The sequence below is a fragment of the Dongia sp. P2_B8 genome, from assembly GCF_056404715.1.
Window position 1 is genome coordinate 798,974 of sequence record NZ_JBFUDM010000001.1, and the last position, 20,380, is coordinate 819,353.

Consider the following 20,380-nt stretch of genomic DNA (forward strand, 5'->3'; position numbering starts at 1 on the left):
CGCGTGTCGGCAAGTCAGCCTATTTTGGCGCCAGCACGAAATGATAGACCGCAATCAAGGCGCCGCCGACCAAGACCAGCAGCCATAGGGCGATACCAGCAAGCTCTATCATGCCGAGGCCGGATTTTCCTGGTTTGGAACCGCCAGCGTCGGGAGCGTCACCACGACCGGCGACGATATCGAGCGCGCGCTGCTCATTCTCCTTGCGGGACATTGTCCTTCTCCGACGGCCAGTGAAACGTCAAACTGCGGTACGTCAACCTGTGCAACATCAACCTGTTGCCGTCGTTTTATGATCTAGCCCCAAGCGTTTAACAACCTGTTAAGCCTGATGCATTGAGCTCAAGCTTTATAGAGTTTTGCCGGATCGACGACGACATCTGCGACCACAATGGGATTGTTGTCCCGTATGGCGGTGAAAAAGCAGTTCCGGCGGCCGGTATGGCAGGCCACGCCGATCTGGTCGACCAGCAGCAGCAAGCAGTCCTGGTCGCAATCGACGCGTAGCTCGATCAACCGCTGCACCTGGCCCGATGTATCGCCCTTCCGCCAAAGCGCCTTCCTTGAGCGCGACCAATAGACCACGCGACCGCCGAGGAGCGTTTCGCGGATACTGTCCCGGTTCATCCACGCCATCATCAGGACTTCGCCGCTGTCATGCTGCTGGGCGATGGCGGGGATCAGTCCGTCGGCATCGAAGGTCAAACCATCGATGAAGGTCGCGGTTGCGGTGGTCAATTCGGCGATCGATTCTGTCACGACTATTTCCTCACCAGATCGAGAGAGGTTGCTTCACATCACCCTCGGCAAAGCGCGACAGGCGGAAGGGCCGCAGGTTGAATTCTGACTGGGTCCCTTGTGCCAAGGCTGTCATGGTCTTACCGACGATCGGCCCCAGTGCAAAACCATGGCCGCAGAAACCCGTCGCCACGATCAGCCCAGGGATCGCCGGCGGCGTATCGAGCACCGGAATACCGTCCGGCAACGTGTCGATATTGCCGGCCCATTGCTCGGCGATGCCGACGCGACCGATGCCGGGAAAGGCACGCTCCAGCAAGCGCGCGGCATTTTGCAGCCGCTCCTGTTGCGGATGAATCATTGGTTCGCGCTCATGGATCGCAAAATGGCGTGCTTCCGCGCGCCAGGGCATCCGTTGGCAGATATCTTTGAGAAACGGGCCCGGCACATGCAGCGTGAGGCCCTTGGCGCTGTCCAGATAGGCGCTCCAGTACCAGGAGGTAAGGCGCAAGTGATCCAGGCTGACGTCGACATCGCCATGCATGCTGGAAGCGATGTTGAAGGAACCATCGCGCCGCTTGCGGAAGGCGATGCCGTCGCCGACAAAAGCGGCCTCGGTGACATGCGGCAGGATGTTGGTGCGAGCGACGGAACCCCGGACATAGGATTGCGGTAGCAGCACACCCAGTTTCTTCAGCAGACGCCACGAACTGGCCCCGGCGCAAAGTAGGACGGTCTTGGCCTTCACCTGGCCCCATTCCGTCGCGACACCGGTGACCTGTCCGCCGGCAGTTTCGATTTCCAGCGCGCCGCAGCCTTCGAGGATGATAGCACCCAGTTCACGCGCGCGCTGGGCAAAGGCAGGGGCCGCCTTGCGTGGCTCGGCGTGGCCATCGCTTTCCGTATGGAGGCCGCCGACAACGGGTGTGGCGAGGCCTGGCAGCCGCTTGGCGATCTCGGCGGCGCTCAACAACCGCGTATCGAGGCCGAACGGCCGTGCCGTCTCGAACCATTTCTCGCGATAGGCCATGATGGCGGCCGACCCGCTGGCATAGAGGGCGCCGCCTTCATTCCATTCGAGGTCCGTGTTGAGTTCTGCCTCAAGGCCACGCCATAGCTTTTTGCCGGCAACCATCAATGGGATCTCATCGGGGTCGCGCATCTGCACCCGCACGAACCCCCAGGCGCGCGAGCTCTGCTGGCCGGCGACACGGGATTTATCGATCAGCACAACCTTCATGCCCGCTTGGGCCATGTAATAGGCGCTGGCGCAACCCTGGATACCGGCGCCGATGATCACGACGTCGGCAGAGGCGGGGAGGGCGTTCGGTTGATCCAAGACTATCTCCTAGGGTGCGGCTTCGCAGTGGCAGCGAATGTCGAGCCTGCGGCCGAGCCTGTCAATTGCCGCCATGTCCGAAATGGCCATTCTTGGGGGCCATGCCCGTTCTTGGTGGCCATGCCAGGGAAACACAGTCGGCATGCGGCGGTAGCGATTGACGGGCTTGCGGTGTCTCTGGGACAGTGCCGCACCCCAAGCTGGGGCGGTTGTGGGCTTTTGGGGGCATAATGGGGCGCTGGATGGGTGTCGGTGGGCTGCTGCTGGTTGCCCTCTTCTGGGGCGGCATGATCCCGTTGACCAAATACCAGCTGGTGCGTTGGGATCCCTATTTCCTGGTCGCGGTGCGTTCGTTGGGCGCGGCACCGCTTTTGTGGCTTCTGATGCAGTGGACGGACCGGCGTCGGCCAAAGCCGACACATGTTGCTGCCTGGCGGATATGGACCTTTGGTATTTTAGGCAATGGCGGCTTTGCCGTGCTCTACACGGTCGGTGTCCAGTTCAGCGACCCGGTATTGGCTGCTATCGTCACGGCGACCGGGCCCGCTGTTGCAGCCGTCACCGATCGCGTCTTTTTCCGGCTGCCATTCAACCGGCTGATGGTGCCAGGCCTCATTGCCAGTGCGGCCGGTTGCGCCTTGGCATCGGTTGATCCCGGCGCCGGAGGAAATGGCGTCAGCTTTGGCGGTGGCGAAGTGTTGATCCTGCTCTCAGTGATCTGTTGGTCCTGGTATTCGACAGTGGCGCAGCGCTGGTGTCCGGACTGGTCGCAGGTCCGCATCACGTTTGTGACGATGGCGACTTCAGGCCTGGCTATGACGGCGCTCTATCTGGTGCTGTCGATGACCGGGAGCGCCACGTTCCCGCCTGCTTGGCCACAGGCACCGATCGAAGGCTTCAGCCTGCTTTGGTATATCGTCACCGTGATGGTGATGGGCGTTATACTGTGGAATGCTGGCGTCCGCGCCGTAGGCGTGGTGACCGCGTCGCTCTACATCAATCTCACGCCTGTGGTGGCGATTGCCATCCTGGTGCTGCTGCAAGGTGCGCACCCGACCACACAGCAACTCATGGGCGGGGTCCTGGTACTGGTGGGCATCGTCTATTCCGAATGGCGCATCCTGCAAGCACGGCGCCCGCTGGTCTTGACGTAAAGGGCCGCGCTTGCAGTCTGCTGCCTATTTCAACTTGCCGTCGGCCTTGCGCTTGGCGAACAGACAGATGAGATCGCAGGCAATGTGGGCTGCTGCCAACGCCGTGATCTGGCTCTGGTCATAGACGGGTGCGACTTCAACCACGTCCATCCCGACCAGATTGAGGTCGGTGAAGCCGCGAATGATGGCCAGTCCTTGCGCGGCGGACAAGCCGCCTGACACCGGCGTCCCCGTGCCAGGCGCAAAGGCCGGGTCGAGACAGTCGATGTCGAAGGTAAAGTAGGCGGGCCGATCGCCGACGATCCGGTTCACTTCCGCAATGACCGCGTCCGTGCCATGGCGGTGCACCCAGGCGGCATCGAGGATATTGATGCCCATGAAATCGTCGTTCCAGGTGCGGATGCCGATCTGGACCGAATGCTTGGGGTCGATGAGGCCGTCTTTCACAGCCTTGTAGAACATCGAACCATGGTTGAGCGAGTCCGGCGCGTCATCGGCCCAGGTGTCGCAATGAGCGTCGAAGTGAATGAGCGACAGCGGCTTGCCGAATTTCTCGGCGTGGGCTTTCAGCAGCGGATAGGTGACGTAATGATCGCCGCCGAAGGTCAGCATGCGTGCGCCGGATTTCAAGATATGGCGGGCATGGTCGACGATCGCATCATGGATCGTCATCGGATTGTGAACGTCGAGATAACAATCGCCATAGTCGATCACGGCAAGATTCTCGAACGGATCGAATCCCCAAGGATATGGCTTCAGGCTGGCAACTTCGGCTGATGCCAGGCGAATGCCTTGCGGTCCTAGGCGCGCGCCGGGCCGATGGGTGACGGCAAGATCCAAGGGAACACCGCTGATCACCAGGTCCGCACCCTTCAGGTTCTTGCTGTAGTTGCGGCGCATGAAAGACAGCACGCCGGCAAAGGTCGGTTCGTAGGCGAGGCCATAGGGGCTCTTGCGCGATATCGCACCATCGATCTTGATATCGCTGTCGTCGATTGCATCTTCATGCATGGAAAAAATCCGTATCCTGGGGTTTCATCATTTAGGGGTCTCCCCTAATGGTCGCCTAGGTTCGCTTCCGGCGTGCTGGGGGTCTCCCCCAGTGGTCGTCTATGCGGGTGGTCTCTTATGTGGTTCTGTCTCGCATGGCCCAGCTCATGAATTGGTCGCTCCGCATCACAAGCGTGACGACCATAAGCAAGCTTTCAGATAGTGTCGAGCCATGATTTTGACAGCGCTTTCCCAGCAACCTCGAGTCGGATTGTTACCAAATCATGGCGAAATGGATCGGCTATTTCGGCTTGGCTTTGCTTGCATTGCTCTGGGGCACGATGGTGCCCGCGGTGGCCCATCTGCTGCAGCGTTGGGATCCCTATTTTCTCGCAGCCTTCCGCTATATCGGTGCCTTGCCGGTCATGTGGGCGGCTCTATCGCTGCTGGAGCGTCGCCAACCTTCGGTGGACGGCGCGGGGGAAGGTAGGGCCGGGGAAGGTGGGGCCGGGGAAGGTGGGGATTGGCGAATTTGGCCGCTGGGAATCATCGGCATTGGCTGTTATGCGACGCTCTTTACGATCGGCGTCTATCATTGCAACCCGATTACCGCCGCGATTTTGAGCGCGACCTCACCGGCCATTGCCGCTGTCGTGGATCGCCTTGTGTTCAGGGCCCCCGTCGATCGGCGCATGTTGCCGGCCATTGCATTGGCTATTGTCGGCAGCGCCCTGGCCACGGTGCATTTCGGGGCGGGAGCCATGTTTGATTTCCGCGGCGGTGAAGTTCTGATGGTCGCCGCCTTTGGCTGCTGGTCATGGTACTCGAGCGCTGCGCAGAAATGGTGCCTCGGTTGGTCGCAACTGCGCATCACCACCGTCACGATGAGTACCGGTGGCGTAGGCTTGGTTGTCATCTTTACCGTTGCTGCGATGCTGGGCCTCGCACATTTCCCGCCACCCTTGCCGGCAACGGTCACGGACTGGTTTGTCCTGGCCTGGATGACCATCGTTCTGGTTGCGTTTGGTGTCTATCTATGGAACTTCGGCGTGAAACGCACGGGCGTCGTGGTTGCGAGCCTCTATCTCAATCTGGTGCCGGTTGTGTCCATCGGCATATTCGCGATCACCGGCACGCAGCCGACCTTCATGCAGATCATCGGCGGCATTCTCGTCATCGCCGGTATCGTGATGTCCGAACTGCAGATGCTGAAATCGAAGAAACCGGATCCTGCGCTGCAATCTGCCCACCTGACCTGAAGGAGAGCGATATGGCGGACGTGAAACACTATAAGCGCGCCGAGATGAGGTTCGAAGCCTATGGCGGACCGCCGGGCACGGCGGAAATCAGCCGCCTCGTCGGACCAGATCTTTCCAGCACGATGGGCGTCGGCATTGCCAAGTTCGATGGCTGCTCGATCGATTGGACAGTGCTTTATGACGAAATGATCATCGTCATCGAAGGCTGGTTTCGCTTGAAGCATCCGGGTGGCGTCATTGAAGCTGGCCCCGGCGATGTCATCTGGCTGCCGGAAAAGACGCCGATCACCTATGAAGGTGAAAAGGCGATCGTCTGCTATGCGCTTTATCCGGTCGATTGGCGCAAGAAACATAGCCTGTAGGGAGAGGGCGTTTAGGCGCTCACTCTTGCAACAAACCGTTCCAGAAACGCCTCACATTGCGCGATCTGGTCGAGTGCGACCCATTCATTGGGCTTGTGGGCCTGTTCGATTGACCCCGGGCCGCAGATGACCGTCGGGATATCGATCTGCTGAATGAGGCCACCTTCCGTGCCAAACGCGATCTTGATCGTGCCATTGGCCTGGGTCAGCGCCTTGGCCAGCACCGTGATGTCGGCATCTTCCGCCGTATCGAGGCCGGGAAAGGCAGAGATCGGTTGCCAGGAAAAGCCGCACTCGCCGTTGATAGCGCGCATCTCCTTAGCCAGCTCCTCATCGGCGAAGCGCTTTACCTCGGCCACCAGATCGGCCGGGTTTTGGACGGGGAGATAACGGAACTCGAAATCGAAACTGCAATCCTTGGGCACAATGTTGAGCGCCGTCCCGCCTTTGACGATGCCGGTGTGGACGGTGGTATGGGGCACGTCGTAATCGTGGTCATAGGGGCCTTGTGCGGCAAAGCGTCGACCCATGCGTTTAAGATAGCTGATAAGTTCGGCCGCATATTCCACCGCATTGACGCCTTTAGGGGCGAGCGATGAATGGCATTCCAGGCCGTGCACATGGCAGCGCAGGCTGGTCTTGCCCTTATGGGCGATGGCGACCTTCATCGAGGTCGGTTCGCCGATGACGCAACCCTTCGGTTTCACCGGCATATCCTTGATCACCTCAAGCGCGCGGCGAACGCCGAGGCAACCGACCTCCTCGTCGTAGGAGAAAAGTAAATGAACAGGCGTTGTGAGCTTGCGCTTGGCAAGCTCCGGGACTGCCGCGAGAACGACGCCGAGGAAGCCCTTCATGTCGGTGGTGCCGCGCCCATAGAGGCGTTCGTCGGTTTCCTTCACCGTCCATGGATCGCTCGACCAATCCTGGCCATCGATCGGCACGACATCGGTGTGACCGGACAAGGCGTAGCCAGCACGGTCGTCCGGGCCGATGGTGGCATAAAGATTGGCCTTCTGGCCGGTCACATCGGCGATGAGTTCACTCTTGATGCCGTGATCGTCGAGGTAATTGCGCAGGAAATCGATCAGTTCCAGGTTCGAATTGCGACTGGTCGTGTCGAACGCCACCAAACGGCGGATGAGGTCGAGGCTTTGCGGGCGTGGCGCCAAGATAGAACTCCCAAGGATAACCGACGGTCGATTTCAAAGCAGTATTGACGAACCGATAGGGAAAGCATACCGGGGAAGCACAGAATGGCAAGGATGACTGGGGATCGTTTTGGCGCAAGGCACCACACATTTGCCGGGCATTCTTGTCCGCTATGAGCCAGAGGAGGGTGTCAAACCCGCTCCTGTGGTGTTCGATTCACCTCATAGCGGTTACGACTATCCCGGCGATTTCGACCATGTCGTGCCGCGGGAAATGTTGCGGCGCGCTGAGGACGCCTTTGTCGACGATCTCTATGAAGACGCACCCGGCGCCGGCGCCGGGTTCCTGAAGGCCTTGTTCCCACGCGCCTATATCGATCCCAACCGGCATGAGGACGAGATCGATATCGACATGCTGAGCGAGCCATGGCCGCGGCCGGTCCGAGCCAGCGAAAAGTCGGAGATGGGGTTGGGCCTCATCCGCCGGCTCATCAAGGGCCGCGTGCATATTTACGATCGACCCCTGACCGTGATGGAAATCATGGGGCGGATCGAAAGCTATCACCGCCCTTACTATGCCGAATTGGAAGCTATGCTGGACGCGCGGGTTGCAACCTATGGCGCGGTTTGGCATGTGAACTGCCATTCCATGCGCACTACCGGTCGCCAACAAGGCAAGAGCATTCCACGCGACGATTTTGTGCTCGGCGATCGGGAAGGAGAGAGCTGCGATCCCGCCTTCACCGACTTCGTGGCGGTGCGGCTCAAGGGCATGGGCTATTCCGTGCAGATCAATCACCCCTTCAAGGGCGCCGAATTGATCGAGCGTTTCGGGCGCCCCTTGGAAGGTCGCCATTCCCTACAGATCGAAGTCAATCGTGGCCTCTATATGGATGAGGACCGGATTGAAAAGCATCATGGATTCAGCGCGCTGAAAGCCAATATCGACAAGCTCATTGCCGACATCTGCGCCTTCGCGAACGAGCAGGTTGGCAACCCTGATGCTGCGACGTTACCGGGCTGAGCCTCGCGCCGACCGCCGCCGGACAGGTTAGATATCTGTCGTTGCGGCTAGTGCAGCTGCCAGCCGCCGGATCTCGGACGGTTGGAAAGGTTTGTCGACGACCGGCCGTCCACATTCCGCGATGAAACGGCTGGCGGCCGGGCCAAGGGTGTCGCCGGTCACGAAAGCGATACGATTGACGAGTTCAGGACGTTCCCGCTGCAGCCAGCTGAAAAATGTCGGCCCATCTTCCTCTGCCATGCGCAGGTCGCAAAGCACCGCATCGTAAGAGGTCGAACCTGACGGTGATTTCGTCAGCAGGGCCCGTGCCTCACGGCCGTTTCCTGCGATGTCACAATGGAAGCCATCACGCAAAAGGATTTCCGAAAGTACCGAGGCGATGCCCTCTTCGTCATCCACAACCAGTGCGCGGCGGCGAATAAGTGGCTCCTTCGGATCGTCTTTGATACCGCCGGTGCCATTTGTTCCGGCAACATGACTGCCGACTTCCCCGAGAGGCAGACGTATTTCAAATGTGGCGCCCCTGCCTTCCGCGGTGAGCAAGGTCAGCGTGCCACCATGCGCCTCGACGATGCCGCGCGAAATGGCAAGTCCGACGCCGGTGCCAACGCCAACCGGCTTGGTCGTGAAGAACGGATCGAAGATTCGATTGCGGATGGCGTCTGGTATGCCCGGTCCATTGTCGGTGATCGTGGTGACAAGCTCTCGCCTGCGTTCGTCGTGTCGCGCTTTCACGGTCAGCAGCCGCGGCATGGGCGCATCATGCAAAGCCTGCTGGGCATTGATGACGAGATTGACGAAGACCTGATGAAGCTGATCGCCGTCGGCGACGAGCGGTGGCAGGTCCTTGGGAATGTCGCAGGTCGTCTCGATGCCGCCCGTGCGCAAGCCGTAGGCAAGAAGTTCGACAGCGCCCTCGATCAGCGAAGCCAGATGTGTTTCTTGTCGCTGTGCCTTGTGCTGACGCGCCATGGACAGGAAGGTGCGCACGATCCGGCCGCAACGCTCGGCGGCGTCTTGTATCTTTGCTGCGCGCTCGGCGATCTTGGCCAGGGGGACGCTGGAGCCCTCCTGGCTTGCTTCTTCATCCAGCATCAGGGCATGCCCGATGACGATGGACAATGGATTGTTCAATTCATGTGCRATGCCGGCCAACATCGAGCCGAGGGCTGCGAGCTTCTCGCTTTGATGCAACGCTTCGCGCTGGCGCTCGATTTCTTCTGCTGCCTGGCGCACTTGCGTCAAGTCGCGCAGATAGGCTGTGAACAGGCGGGCACCCGCCGTCTTGACGTCGGAGATCGCCAACTCGACCGGAAAAATGCTGCCATCAGCGCGCATGGCCTCGATCTCCACGCGGCGACCGAGGACGGTGGCTTCACCGGTCTTCAGGTACCGGGCGATGCCGGCAGCGTGCCGGTCCCGCAAATGCGGTGGAATAATGAGTTCGGCGATTGGCCGGCCAATCGCTTCGGCTTTTGCGTAGCCGAAAGTCTTTTCCGCCATCGGATTGAAGCTGACGACATTCGCGTCTTCGTCAATCACGACCACGCAATCGAGCGCCGAATCGACTATCGCGGCCTTGATGGCTTCGCTTTTACGGAGCTCTTCGAGACTTTTTGTCAGCTCGCGTTCTTGAGCCTTCAACTCGGTGATGTCGCGTACAAATACGAAATAGCCGGAAACTGAACCATCGGGCCGGCAATGCGGCGAATAGACCCGCTGCGTATATCGCTCGCCTGCCGGGAAGGTCAACCAGCCCTCCCAGCGGACGGTTTCACCCGCCATGGCCCTGTCGGCCAAGGGGCCTAACTGCCGCCAGGCGGGTTCACCGAAAACCTCTTGGCCAGTGTGATCGAGAATGTCCGACATCGGTCGCCCAAGAAAATTGGCGTATTCCTGGTTGGCATAGAGATGGCGACCATCTGGCCCTACGAAATAAACGCGGGCGGGAATGGCGTCGAGAAGCGCGCGAAACGGCACATCGTCGGCCTGGAGAGTGCCGGCCGTGACCTGATCGAGCTTTTCAGTCATGCGCTGGTTCCCGTGGTCTTGAGCGGAAGGAAGATGTAGCCGCTACCGCGGACGGTCTTGATAATTTGAGGCTTGTCGGGTTGTTCTTCGATTTTGCGGCGGATACGAGTCACGCGGATATCGATGCTGCGGTCGAATGGATCCAAGCCGCGCTGATGGGCGAGATCCAGTAATTGTTCCCGGGTCAGGACACGGTTGGGATTGCGGGCAAAGGCCTGCAACAAGTCAAACTCCATTGCTGTCAGCTTTTCTTCCTTGCCATGGCGATCGACAAGGCAGCGCTTGGCCAGGTCGAGGCACTTGGCGCCGAAAGGAATGCCTTGAGAGGCCTTTTCTTCAGTTGGCGCGCCTTCAAGGGACTGAGATCTTCTTGCACCTTCGCTGCGCCGAAGGACGCTTTGTATGCGAGCGCGCAATTCTCTTAAGTCGAAGGGCTTGGTCACATAGTCATCGGCGCCAAGCTCGAGGCCGACCACTCGGTCGATGACTTCTCCCATCGCAGTCAGCATGATAATCGAGATGTCCGGCTCGCTGGCGCGCAACCGCCTGGCGATCGCAAAACCATCTTCCGCGCCCAGATTTACATCCAGCAATACCAGATCCGCCGACAGCTCGGTGAGGAGCTCGTCCAACGCTTTGCCGCTTTCCGCAGTGCGGACGGCAAATCCATGTTTCGATAGATATTCCCCGACCATGTCGCGCAGACCGGGTTCGTCATCGACGACGATGATCTGACGGAACACAGTCCCGGCGATTTCACGCATAAATCCCCACAGCCACGAGTCCCCCCGCACCGAAGATACAGTCGGATAAACGGAGATTCCATCATCATGACAGCATCGTCCGAAATCCTGATAACCTATTGATAATATGGAGAAATACTGAAGGCTGAATTCGCCTTGCGACGATCGCGATTATGACCGCCGCGCTGCCTCGACCATCCTGCAGGCTTCAAAAAACCACAAGAAAGCGGTGCGATTGGACGAAACATGTGATGAAAATCACGTTCGATCATCCAAATTCCACAAAAAATCCACTTTTTGAAACAATTGAAACGGAAAACCGCTTCCGGCGAAATCCGACAGAAACATCACCCTCCTAGTTTCCAGCTCAACGGAAACAGCAAGGGCCCGCCTCTCGGGCGGTCCGGTTTTGGAGGATAAAGTGGCCAGCATTCTCGGTTCTAGCGGTACCGATTTTCTCACGGGCGGCGCTCTCAATGACACGATCAACGGTCTCGCCGGAGCCGACATCATGGCAGGCGGCCTTGGCGACGACGTCTATTACGTCGACAATCTCGGCGATGCGGTCACCGAAGCGGGCGCCGCCGGCACCGACACGATCATCTCGACGATCGCTCTCTCAAGCGGGTTTGCCAATGTCGAGAACTACGATTTTAGCAAAGTGGTCGGGCCGGTCAATTTCACCGGCAACAGCCTCAACAATGTGATCATTGGTACGGCCAAAGTCGACACGCTGGCAGGCGGCACAGGGCACGATACCTATTACCTGAACAGCGCGAACGACGTGGTGCTCGAGAATGCTGCCAGCGGCTCGGATACGATCGCCGTCACCTTCAGCGCGGATCTCGCCAATTACGCCAATGTGGAACATATCCACCTGCTCGGTACCGGCGCACTGAATGCCACCGGCAATTCGGTCAGCAACACCCTGACGGGTAATGACGGCGCCAATATCCTGGACGGTAAGGGTGGTGTCGACTCCATGGCCGGGGGCAAGGGCAACGACACCTATTTTGCCGACAATTTCTTCGATGGCGTTATCGAGAAAGCCAATGAAGGGGTCGACACGGTCATCAGCACGACCAACTACGCCCTGTCCAGCAATGTCGAGAACCTGACGCTCGCTGCTGGCGCTGGCGACATCATCGGTTGGGGAAACGAGCTCAAAAATATCCTTATCGGCAATGAAGGAAAGAATGAGCTTGATGGCGGGGCGGGCGCCGATACCATGAAGGGTGGCGCTGGCGACGACATCTATTATGTCGACAATATCGGCGACAAAGTGGTCGAGTACGCCGGTGAAGGCGCGGATGTGGTCTATAGCTCGATCGACTTCAGCCTGGCAGCACTCGCCAATGTAGAACACGTTGCCTTGACGGGTTCAGCGATCAAGGCGACCGGGAATGCCCAGGGCAACACGATCAACGGCAACAGTCAGAACAATATCATCGACGGCGGCGCTGGTGCTGACAAGATGGCGGGCGGTCTTGGCGACGATACCTACTATGTCGACAATCTCGCTGATACGGTCGCAGAATCGAGCGGTCAGGGAACTGACACGATCGTCAGCTCGATCGCTCTCGCCACTGCGTTCGGCGATGTCGAAAATTATGACTTCAGCAAATTGGCGGTTGCCATTAATTTCACAGGCAACGATCTCGCCAATGTGATCAAAGGCGGCACGGGCATTGACAAGCTGGCCGGCGGCAAGGGCGACGACACCTACTACTTCAACAGTGTGCAGGATGTCGTTATCGAGAATACCGGGGAAGGCACGGACACGATCGTCACGACCTTCAGTGCCGACCTTGCCAATTACGGCGCCTATATTGAAAATATTCGTTTGGCCGGAACCACCGCGCTGAATGCCACCGGCAACGCCGTCAGCAACACGCTTACCGGCAATGATGGTGCCAATATTCTCGACGGTAAAGGCGGCACCGATACCATGCAGGGTGGCAAAGGTAACGACACCTATTTCGTGGACAATCCCGGCGACAAGGTGGTGGAGAAAGATAACGAAGGCATCGACACAGTGTTTGCCGGTGTAAACTACACTCTGGCGGACAATATCGAAAACCTGACCATTCAGTCCGGCGTCATGGCCGGTACCGGGAATGATCTGAACAATATCATCATCGGCAATGCATTGGACAATGCGCTGGATGGCATGGCCGGTGCCGATACTTTGAAGGGCGGCGCCGGTAACGACGCCTATTATGTCGATAATGCCGGCGACAAGATCACCGAGCTCGCCGGTGAAGGTACGCATGACAAGGTCATTGCCACCACTGATTTCAGCCTGGCGACGCTCCTTAATGTCGAAGATTTGTATCTGGCCGGAATGGTGGTCAAGGCCACGGGCAACGCGCTCAACAATATGATCTTTGGAAATGCCAACAACAACATTATCGATGGTGGCCTGGGTGCCGACACGATGACGGGCGGAGACGGCCACGACATCTTCTATGTTGATAATGTTGGCGACGTCGCGGTGGAAAATTCGAGTCAGGGAATTGACAAGGTTATTTCGACGATCGCGCTGTCGCACGGTTTCGCAAATGTCGAAGACTATGATTTCAGCAAGGCTGCGTCAGTCGTGAACTTCACGGGTACCGACGACAACAATCAGATCTGGTCGAGTGCGTTCAACGACACTTTTGCAGGTGGCAAGGGCAGCGACTATTATCACTTAAATAATGCTGGCGACAGCATCGTTGAAGCGTCCGGCGAAGGTAATGACGTTGCTTATGTAAATTTCTCCGTCGCGAATATATGGGACAATGTTGAAGGACTCTATCTCCTTGGGACAGCAAATTTGAATGCTACAGCTGATGCGTCCGGGAACTTCATACACGGCAACGAAGGGATCAACGCCCTTACAGGCAATTCAGGTAAGGACATTCTTTCCGGTAACGGTGGTAACGACATTCTTGTTGGAAACGGGGGAGACGATTATCTGGCGGGTGGAGACGGAAATGACATACTGACGGGTGGCGCCGGTGCTGACACGTTCGGCTTTGTTGGAGGCACGAGTGGCAGCGCTCTTTTGGCCAACGATATCATCACCGACTTTGACGGGACCATGGACAAGCTTGATTTCAGCATGTCTGGGGATGGTGATGGCGATGGTAATTGGGGCGAGTTTGAGGACATCGCTGCCGGCGTCGTCGATTACGGCGCAGGAAAGGATATTGTGCTATATCTGATGAATGGTGGCACGGTCACCTTTACGGGCATCGGGACCGGGGCCATCGACAGCCTCTCGGATCTGGTTTCCGATCCCATGACCCAAATCACGCATACCTAAGGATCTAAACGGATGGAACGCAGCCCTGCCGGTTGGCGTCAATCTGCCAACCGGCAGGGCTGTTTCCGCGTTACGCCTGGAACTGCTCCTGCAGGATGCGCTCTTCCAAATGATGTTCTGGGTCGAACAGCAATGAGAGCGCAGTGTTCTGGTCCTGGCAGACCGTCACCTCGGTCACTTCGCGGATCTCGTTGAAGTCGGCGGTGGCACTCACGGGGCGGCGATCCGGTTCGCGGATGATGAAGCGGAGTTTCGCGCGCTGTGGCAGGATGGCGCCGCGCCAACGGCGCGGCCGGAATGCGCTGATCGGTGTCAAGGCGAGGACGCCGGACGCCAACGGCAGGATAGGACCGTGGGCCGACAGATTATAAGCCGTGCTGCCAGCAGGCGTTGCCACCAGCACACCATCGCACACCAGCTCGTTCATCCGCTCGCGGCCATCGATCTCAATGCTGATCTTGGCGGCTTGTGCCGTTTCGCGCAGCAGCGAAATTTCGTTGATCGCCACCAGGCGCTGTTCGCGGCCGTCGCTGGTCTTCGCGGTCAATTGCAATGGATGGAGAATGACTTGTTCCGCTCGCTGGATGCGCTCGACCAGGCCGTTGGTGTCGTAGCGGTTCATCAGGAACCCGACCGTGCCGCAATTCATGCCGAAGATGCGCACACGGCGGTTCATGGTGTCGTGGAGTGCGCGTAGCATGGTGCCATCGCCACCTAGAACCACGACAACATCCGCCTGGGTCGGGTCGCCGGCACCGTATCGGGACGAAAGGTCGGCGAAAGCGGCCCTGGCATCGGGCGATTCGGCGGCGACGAAGGCGATGCTCGGGACGGTATTGATCTTGTTCAAGGTATTCTGGCTCCGGTCTGCGGGCGGCGGCAGTATAGCGAGGGTGGCGGCGCTTGCCAAAGCCGCTCGCAAATTGCAGTCTAGGCCACAAATTGGGGCGATTGGGGGCTGCGATGCGTTGGGTCGACTTGGCATTGTTTTGTGGGATCGTTGCTGCGGTCCAGACGGGTTCGGCCCTGGTGGCGCTGCCGGCCCATGCGCAGGTCGTGCAGGAAGATCCCGGACAGCAGCCCATCGCCCTTGAGATCACCGGCGAGGATGAGGTCGGCGATCATCATGAAGGCTATTATTACCCGACGCCGGAGACAGTGGAGCATTACACCAGCCGGGTTGTGACGCTGCCCGATAGCGACAAGATCCGGCGGCAAGGCTTCGTCATCGGCATGGCACGGCAACTGGTCTCCGGCCAATATGCCCCGGACTATGCGATTTTTGCCAAGGGCGACGATGCGCAGAAGCTGATCATCACCGGTCTCCATGATGGCTCGCTCGACACCATCTACCGCGCCCGCGCCTTGTTCGCGAGCATGACCTTGATCGCCCGGTCGACCCCCTTCTTCCAGCAGAATACCCAGCCGGAAGAGGCGACGTTCTTCGATCTGCTGAAATTGCTGGGGTTCAACCAGGTGACCATTTCCGACGGCAAGAAATTCTGCCATCAGGTCATCATCGACTGAAGATCAACCGCCCGTAACGCTCATATGGCGTTCAACCGCCGGGCCGTTATGCCGCCGGTCGATGATAAAATCATGGCCTTTCGGCTTGCGATTGATCGCCTCGCGGATCGAGGCCAGCAACAGCTCGTCTGATTCGCTCTGGCGCAACGGTGCCCGCAGATCGGCGGCATCGTCCTGGCCCAGGCACATATAGAGCGTACCTGTGCAAGTGAGCCGCACGCGGTTGCATGATTCGCAGAAATTGTGGGTGAGCGGGGTGATGAAACCGACCCGCTGGCCGGTCTCGCCCAGCGTCACATACCGCGCTGGGCCGCCGCTGTTATGGCCGCTCTCCTGCAGGGTCCAGCGTTTGGCCAGATGGCTGCGCAGGAGCGAGATCGGATAGAACTGGTCGACCCGGTTCTCGCCACCGATATCGCCCATGGGCATCACTTCGATGAAGGTGATCTCGTGGCCGTTCTCGCCGCACCATTCGACCAGGCGATAGAACTCATCGTCGTTGACGCCTTTGAGGGCGACCGTGTTGAGCTTGACCTTGATGCCGGCCGCTTTGGCAGCGGCGATGCCGTCCAGCACCGGCTCCAGCTTGCCCCAGCGGGTGATGCGGGTGAACTTGTCGGCATCGAGGGAATCCACCGAGACATTGACCCGGCGGACGCCACAGTCGGCCAGTTCCTGGGCGTATTTCCCGAGCTGGCTGCCGTTGGTGGTAAGGGTCAGCTCCTCCAAAACACCTGTTTCCAGGTGCCGCGAAAGGTTGCGAATGAGTTGCATAATCCCCTTGCGGACCAGCGGCTCGCCACCTGTCAGGCGGAGCTTTTTGACCCCCAGGCCGACAAAGGCGCTGCACAGCCGGTCTAGTTCCTCAAGGCTCAAGACTTCTGCCTTGGGCAGGAAGGTCATGTCCTCGGCCATGCAATAGACGCAGCGGAAGTCGCAGCGATCCGTCACTGAGACGCGCAGATAGCTGATCTTGCGACCGAAGGGGTCGATCATCGGGGCACTGGAACTGGCGAGCGGGCTGTTCATGCATCGAATATAGGGTGCTCCTCGGGATATTTCCTCCTCAAAACCGACAGGGATTTAACCATGCTGGTCCAGCCATGCGCCGGGCGCCCGTCGAAACCGCGGGAAACCGGGGTCTGGCGACCTCAAATGCCTTGTTTAGACTGGAAAAACTCTAAATAATCGCCCCTCGCGCCGCAGCAAAAGCGGCCCCTTTTGCGCCCAGGTAAGAGTTCCGGACCCAGACGATGCAGACCGCCAACGATATTCGCCGCGTTTTCCTCGATTACTTCCGCCGGGAAGGACATGAAATCGTGCCCTCGTCACCCCTGGTGCCGCGGAACGACCCAACCTTGATGTTTGTGAACTCGGGCATGGTCCAGTTCAAGAACGTGTTCACCGGCCAGGAAAAGCGGGACTATGTCCGCGCCTCGACCGCTCAGAAATGTGTCCGGGCAGGTGGCAAGCATAATGATCTGGAGAATGTCGGTTATACCGCCCGGCATCATACCTTCTTTGAAATGCTGGGGAATTTCAGCTTCGGCGACTATTTCAAGGAACGCGCGATCGAGCTCGCCTGGAACCTGATTACCAAGGAATACGGTCTGTCCAAGGACAAGCTGACCGTCACCGTCTATGTCGATGATGATGAGGCCCATGGTCTGTGGAAGCGCATTGCGGGCCTGTCGGATTCGAAGATCATCCGCATCCCAACCTCGGACAATTTCTGGGCGATGGGCGATACCGGCCCCTGCGGTCCGTGCTCGGAGATCTTCTATGACCATGGCGACAAGGTCGCTGGTGGCCCTCCGGGCTCGCCGGATGCCGATGGCGACCGGTTCATCGAGATCTGGAACCTGGTGTTCATGCAGTTCGAGCAGGTGACGAAGACCGAGCGTGTCGGTCTGCCGCGCCCCTCGATCGATACCGGCATGGGGCTGGAGCGCCTAGCGGCGGTGCTCCAAGGCAAGCACGACAATTACGACATCGACCTTATGCGGACGCTCATCGAGGCGTCGGCCCATGCCTCGAATACCGAACCTGATGGCCCGATGAATGTCAGCCACCGGGTCATTGCTGATCATCTGCGCTCCAGCGCGTTCCTGATTGCCGACGGTGTCATGCCCTCGAACGAGGGCCGTGGCTATGTGCTGCGAAGGATCATGCGCCGGGCGATGCGTCATGCGCATATCCTGGGCTGCAAGGATCCGCTGATGTGGAAGCTGGTGCCGGCCCTTGTGACCGAGATGGGCCTTGCCTATCCAGAGCTGGGTCGTGCCGAGAGCGCCATCACCGAAACCCTGAAACTGGAAGAATCGCGTTTCAAGCAGACGCTCGATACTGGTCTTAAAGAACTGGAAAACGCTATCGGCTCCAAAGCCGGCCTCACCCAGGACGGCAAGCTGTCCGGCAGTGTGGCCTTCGCGCTCTCTGACAGCCGCGGTTTCCCGCTCGATCTTACGCAGTCGATCCTGCGTGATCGTGGGATCGAGGTCGATATCGATGGTTTCAATGTCGAACTTGAAAAGCAGCGCGAGCGTAGCCGTGCTGCCTGGGGCGGTTCCGGCGAAGCGGCGACGGAGAAGATCTGGTTCGAGATCCGGCAGCGCCTGGGTGCCACGGATTTCCTCGGCTATTCGACCGAGAAAGCCGAAGGCCAGGTCCTGACCATCGTGAAGAACGGTGCCGAAGTCGTTGAGGCGAAAGCTGGTGACGAGGTCGCGATCATTACCAACCAGACGCCATTCTATGGCGAATCGGGTGGCCAGATGGGCGATGGCGGCAAGCTGATTTCAGCGGGTGGTGCCGAAATCGAGATTGCCGATACGCAGAAGAAGCTCGGCGACCTCCATGTCCATCTGGGCAAGGTCACCAAGGGTGCTCTGAAGAACGGCGATGCGGTTGAGATGAAAGTCGACCATGCGCGCCGGTCTGGCCTGCGCGCGCATCATTCCGCGACGCATCTGCTGCATGAGGCGCTGCGCCGCCGCCTCGGCACACACGTGACCCAGAAAGGTTCGCTGGTGGCGCCGGACCGCTTGCGGTTCGACTTCTCCCATACCAAGGGCATGACGTCTGAGGATGTCGCCTGGGTCGAGCATGAAGTGAACCGTCGCATCCGCGCCAATGCCGACGTGGCGACGCATCTGATGACCCCCGACGACGCGATCAAAGCAGGCGCCATGGCGCTGTTCGGTGAAAAGTACGGCGAAGAAGTGCGCGTCGTTTCGATGGGTGGCCGCGCTGAGGAAGAAGCGAAGGAATTTTCGACCGAACTGTGCGGTGGCACGCATGTGCATCGCACGGGCGATATCGGCTTCATCAAGATCGTGTCGGAAGGTGCCGTCGGCGCCGGCCTGCGCCGGATCGAGGCCGTGACTGGTGCGGCGGCGGAAAATTTTGTGGCAGAGCAGCAGAAGCAGTTGCTGGAAGCGGCGGCGGCGATCAAGGCCATGCCGCAGGAGCTGCCGGCCCGCATCGTGAGCCTCATTGAGGAACGCAAGAAGCTGGAGCGGGACCTGGCCGAAGCACGCAAGCAGATTGCGACCGGTGGCAGCGGTGGTGCCTCCGAGGTCCTGGATGTCGGAGGCGTGAAACTGTCGGCGCGTGTTCTCGACGGTGTCCCGGCCAAGGAACTCAAAAGCATGGCGGACGCGTTCAAAAAACAGTTGGGCTCCGGCGTGGTTGCGTTGGTGGCGACGGCTGAAGGCAAGGCGTCGATCGTCGTGGCCGTCACCGACGACCTCACCAGCCGCTTCAGCGCAGTCGATCTGGTAAAGGCCGCCGCAGCGGCGATTGGCGGGCAGGGTGGCGGTGGCCGCCCAGACATGGCCCAGGCCGGCGGTCCCGATGGCGCGCGCGCCAAGGAAGCTTTGAGCGCTATTGAAAACCTGCTGCGCGACCGCGTCAAAGCAGCTTAAGCAAAATCAAAGGCGGCGATGTCATCATGGGCCTGAACATCGCCGCCATTGTCATCATCCTGCTGATCACGGCGCTTTGGGTCTGGATCGCGCAGCGTTTGTTGCCGTTCAGGATGACGTGGCGCGTCGTGGTCCTTGCGCTGGGTCTTGGTGCCTTGTCGCCGGTGCCCTTGTTTCTGCTCTATCGCATCAATGGCATCAAGGATCAGCTCCAGCTGCCGGAAAATGCCGGGCTGGGGGATGCGTTCGTCATCAGCTTGACGATGGCAGGTCTGCCGGAGGAATTCGTGAAGTCGCTCGCCGTCCTAGGCGCTTTCTTCCTCCTGCGTCACTTCTCGGTTTTTCACCAGCAGGTCGACCGGGCGACCATGTTCCGGCTGCCCATCCTGTGCGGGCTTGCCTTCGCCGCGGTCGAGAATATCGGCTATAGTCTCAATACCGCCGTGACGACAATGGTTGTCAACGAGATCGGCCATCCTCTCATTGTGCCGCTGGTACGGTCCATCGCTGCCAGCCTGCTGCATGCCTCGCTCGGCTGCCTGATGGGGTTCTTCTTTGCAAGGATGGCTGACACCCCGCGGCTGAACTGGGCTGCTGCCCTGGCCGGCTTCGCTGCAGCTGTTCTGGGGCATACTGCCGTCGATTGGGGATTGATCGTGCCGGTCCTGACGATGCTCGATCGGGGCAAGGATTTGGGGCCGGCCGAAATCGAAAACCTGTTGCCACATTTCATCCTGGCGCTGCTGCTGATCCCGACCGTCATCGGTGTGGCCGTCGTCAGCATCTTCGTCATGCGCCGCCGGCTGCGACACTAGCGAGGGGCAGC

At 59.3% G+C, this 20,380-nt stretch carries 17 protein-coding genes; 8 read left to right on the top strand and 9 right to left on the bottom strand.

The annotated features are described in order from the left end of the window. Positions 1-19: 19 nt before the first annotated feature. From AC1DWZ_RS03670 to AC1DWZ_RS03680, 3 genes are all read right to left on the bottom strand, one after another. Positions 20-214, bottom strand: coding sequence for a hypothetical protein (locus tag AC1DWZ_RS03670; protein ID WP_477167504.1), 195 nt, complete (start codon positions 212-214; stop codon positions 20-22). A 128-nt stretch (positions 215-342) separates the two neighbouring features. After that, on the bottom strand, positions 343-759 hold the full coding sequence (hisI, locus tag AC1DWZ_RS03675; RefSeq protein ID WP_477167505.1) for a phosphoribosyl-AMP cyclohydrolase: 417 nt from the start codon (positions 757-759) through the stop codon (positions 343-345). Between the two features lie 10 nt (positions 760-769). After that, a complete protein-coding gene (locus AC1DWZ_RS03680; protein ID WP_477167506.1) occupies positions 770-2,077 on the bottom strand; it encodes an NAD(P)/FAD-dependent oxidoreductase in 1,308 nt (435 codons plus the stop codon). 230 nt (positions 2,078-2,307) lie between these two features. Between AC1DWZ_RS03680 and AC1DWZ_RS03685 the strand changes: the two genes are divergently transcribed. After that, complete coding sequence (locus tag AC1DWZ_RS03685; RefSeq protein ID WP_477167507.1) at positions 2,308-3,231, top strand: DMT family transporter; 924 nt, start codon at positions 2,308-2,310, stop codon at positions 3,229-3,231. A gap of 24 nt (positions 3,232-3,255) precedes the next feature. Here the strand turns inward: AC1DWZ_RS03685 and speB are convergent, their stop codons facing one another. After that, complete coding sequence (gene speB, locus AC1DWZ_RS03690; protein ID WP_477167508.1) at positions 3,256-4,242, bottom strand: agmatinase; 987 nt, start codon at positions 4,240-4,242, stop codon at positions 3,256-3,258. Positions 4,243-4,505: 263 nt separating this feature from the next. Between speB and AC1DWZ_RS03695 the strand changes: the two genes are divergently transcribed. Further along, on the top strand, positions 4,506-5,480 hold the full coding sequence (locus AC1DWZ_RS03695) for a DMT family transporter (RefSeq protein WP_477167509.1): 975 nt from the start codon (positions 4,506-4,508) through the stop codon (positions 5,478-5,480). Positions 5,481-5,491: 11 nt separating this feature from the next. Beyond that, positions 5,492-5,842 (top strand): hypothetical protein, encoded by a 351-nt coding sequence (locus AC1DWZ_RS03700; protein WP_477167510.1) that lies wholly within the window; start codon positions 5,492-5,494, stop codon positions 5,840-5,842. A gap of 11 nt (positions 5,843-5,853) precedes the next feature. Here AC1DWZ_RS03700 and argE read toward each other — a convergent pair whose 3' ends face one another. Beyond that, entirely contained in the window at positions 5,854-7,014 is a 1,161-nt protein-coding gene (gene argE, locus AC1DWZ_RS03705) for an acetylornithine deacetylase (RefSeq protein WP_477167511.1), read from the bottom strand. Between the two features lie 109 nt (positions 7,015-7,123). Between argE and AC1DWZ_RS03710 the strand changes: the two genes are divergently transcribed. Continuing rightward, positions 7,124-8,017, top strand: a complete 894-nt coding sequence (locus tag AC1DWZ_RS03710; RefSeq protein WP_477167512.1) for an N-formylglutamate amidohydrolase — start codon at positions 7,124-7,126, stop codon at positions 8,015-8,017. Between the two features lie 27 nt (positions 8,018-8,044). On the opposite strand, the gene AC1DWZ_RS03715 is transcribed toward AC1DWZ_RS03710, so the two are convergent. Continuing rightward, entirely contained in the window at positions 8,045-10,048 is a 2,004-nt protein-coding gene (locus AC1DWZ_RS03715; RefSeq protein WP_477167513.1) for a hybrid sensor histidine kinase/response regulator, read from the bottom strand. Continuing rightward, entirely contained in the window at positions 10,045-10,812 is a 768-nt protein-coding gene (locus tag AC1DWZ_RS03720) for a response regulator (RefSeq protein ID WP_477167514.1), read from the bottom strand. Before AC1DWZ_RS03720 ends, AC1DWZ_RS03715 begins: the two co-directional genes overlap by 4 nt. A gap of 400 nt (positions 10,813-11,212) precedes the next feature. Between AC1DWZ_RS03720 and AC1DWZ_RS03725 the strand changes: the two genes are divergently transcribed. Next, on the top strand, positions 11,213-14,101 hold the full coding sequence (locus AC1DWZ_RS03725) for a beta strand repeat-containing protein (protein ID WP_477167515.1): 2,889 nt from the start codon (positions 11,213-11,215) through the stop codon (positions 14,099-14,101). 70 nt (positions 14,102-14,171) lie between these two features. On the opposite strand, the gene AC1DWZ_RS03730 is transcribed toward AC1DWZ_RS03725, so the two are convergent. Beyond that, the gene (locus tag AC1DWZ_RS03730) at positions 14,172-14,951 is read right to left on the bottom strand and encodes an NAD kinase (RefSeq protein ID WP_477167516.1); all 780 of its coding nucleotides are present in this window, start codon (positions 14,949-14,951) and stop codon (positions 14,172-14,174) included. A 113-nt stretch (positions 14,952-15,064) separates the two neighbouring features. Between AC1DWZ_RS03730 and AC1DWZ_RS03735 the strand changes: the two genes are divergently transcribed. Then, the gene (locus tag AC1DWZ_RS03735; protein ID WP_477167517.1) at positions 15,065-15,628 is read left to right on the top strand and encodes a molybdopterin-guanine dinucleotide biosynthesis protein A; all 564 of its coding nucleotides are present in this window, start codon (positions 15,065-15,067) and stop codon (positions 15,626-15,628) included. A gap of 3 nt (positions 15,629-15,631) precedes the next feature. Here AC1DWZ_RS03735 and moaA read toward each other — a convergent pair whose 3' ends face one another. Continuing rightward, positions 15,632-16,657 (bottom strand): GTP 3',8-cyclase MoaA, encoded by a 1,026-nt coding sequence (gene moaA, locus AC1DWZ_RS03740; RefSeq protein ID WP_477167518.1) that lies wholly within the window; start codon positions 16,655-16,657, stop codon positions 15,632-15,634. Between the two features lie 224 nt (positions 16,658-16,881). On the opposite strand from moaA, the gene alaS reads away from it, so the two are divergent. Together alaS and AC1DWZ_RS03750 are read left to right on the top strand one after the other, a co-directional pair. Continuing rightward, entirely contained in the window at positions 16,882-19,554 is a 2,673-nt protein-coding gene (gene alaS / locus AC1DWZ_RS03745; RefSeq protein WP_477167519.1) for an alanine--tRNA ligase, read from the top strand. A gap of 26 nt (positions 19,555-19,580) precedes the next feature. Further along, complete coding sequence (locus AC1DWZ_RS03750; protein WP_477167520.1) at positions 19,581-20,369, top strand: PrsW family glutamic-type intramembrane protease; 789 nt, start codon at positions 19,581-19,583, stop codon at positions 20,367-20,369. The last annotated feature ends 11 nt before the right edge of the window (positions 20,370-20,380 follow it).

Coding starts and splice junctions, on each gene's coding strand:
- AC1DWZ_RS03670 (WP_477167504.1), bottom strand. CDS start 214: ATGTCCCGCAAGGAGAATGAGCAGCGCGCGCTCGATATCGTCGCCGGT.
- AC1DWZ_RS03685 (WP_477167507.1), top strand. CDS start 2,308: ATGGGGCGCTGGATGGGTGTCGGTGGGCTGCTGCTGGTTGCCCTCTTC.
- speB (WP_477167508.1), bottom strand. CDS start 4,242: ATGCATGAAGATGCAATCGACGACAGCGATATCAAGATCGATGGTGCG.
- AC1DWZ_RS03695 (WP_477167509.1), top strand. CDS start 4,506: ATGGCGAAATGGATCGGCTATTTCGGCTTGGCTTTGCTTGCATTGCTC.
- AC1DWZ_RS03700 (WP_477167510.1), top strand. CDS start 5,492: ATGGCGGACGTGAAACACTATAAGCGCGCCGAGATGAGGTTCGAAGCC.
- AC1DWZ_RS03720 (WP_477167514.1), bottom strand. CDS start 10,812: ATGCGTGAAATCGCCGGGACTGTGTTCCGTCAGATCATCGTCGTCGAT.
- AC1DWZ_RS03735 (WP_477167517.1), top strand. CDS start 15,065: ATGCGTTGGGTCGACTTGGCATTGTTTTGTGGGATCGTTGCTGCGGTC.
- moaA (WP_477167518.1), bottom strand. CDS start 16,657: ATGAACAGCCCGCTCGCCAGTTCCAGTGCCCCGATGATCGACCCCTTC.
- alaS (WP_477167519.1), top strand. CDS start 16,882: ATGCAGACCGCCAACGATATTCGCCGCGTTTTCCTCGATTACTTCCGC.
- AC1DWZ_RS03750 (WP_477167520.1), top strand. CDS start 19,581: ATGGGCCTGAACATCGCCGCCATTGTCATCATCCTGCTGATCACGGCG.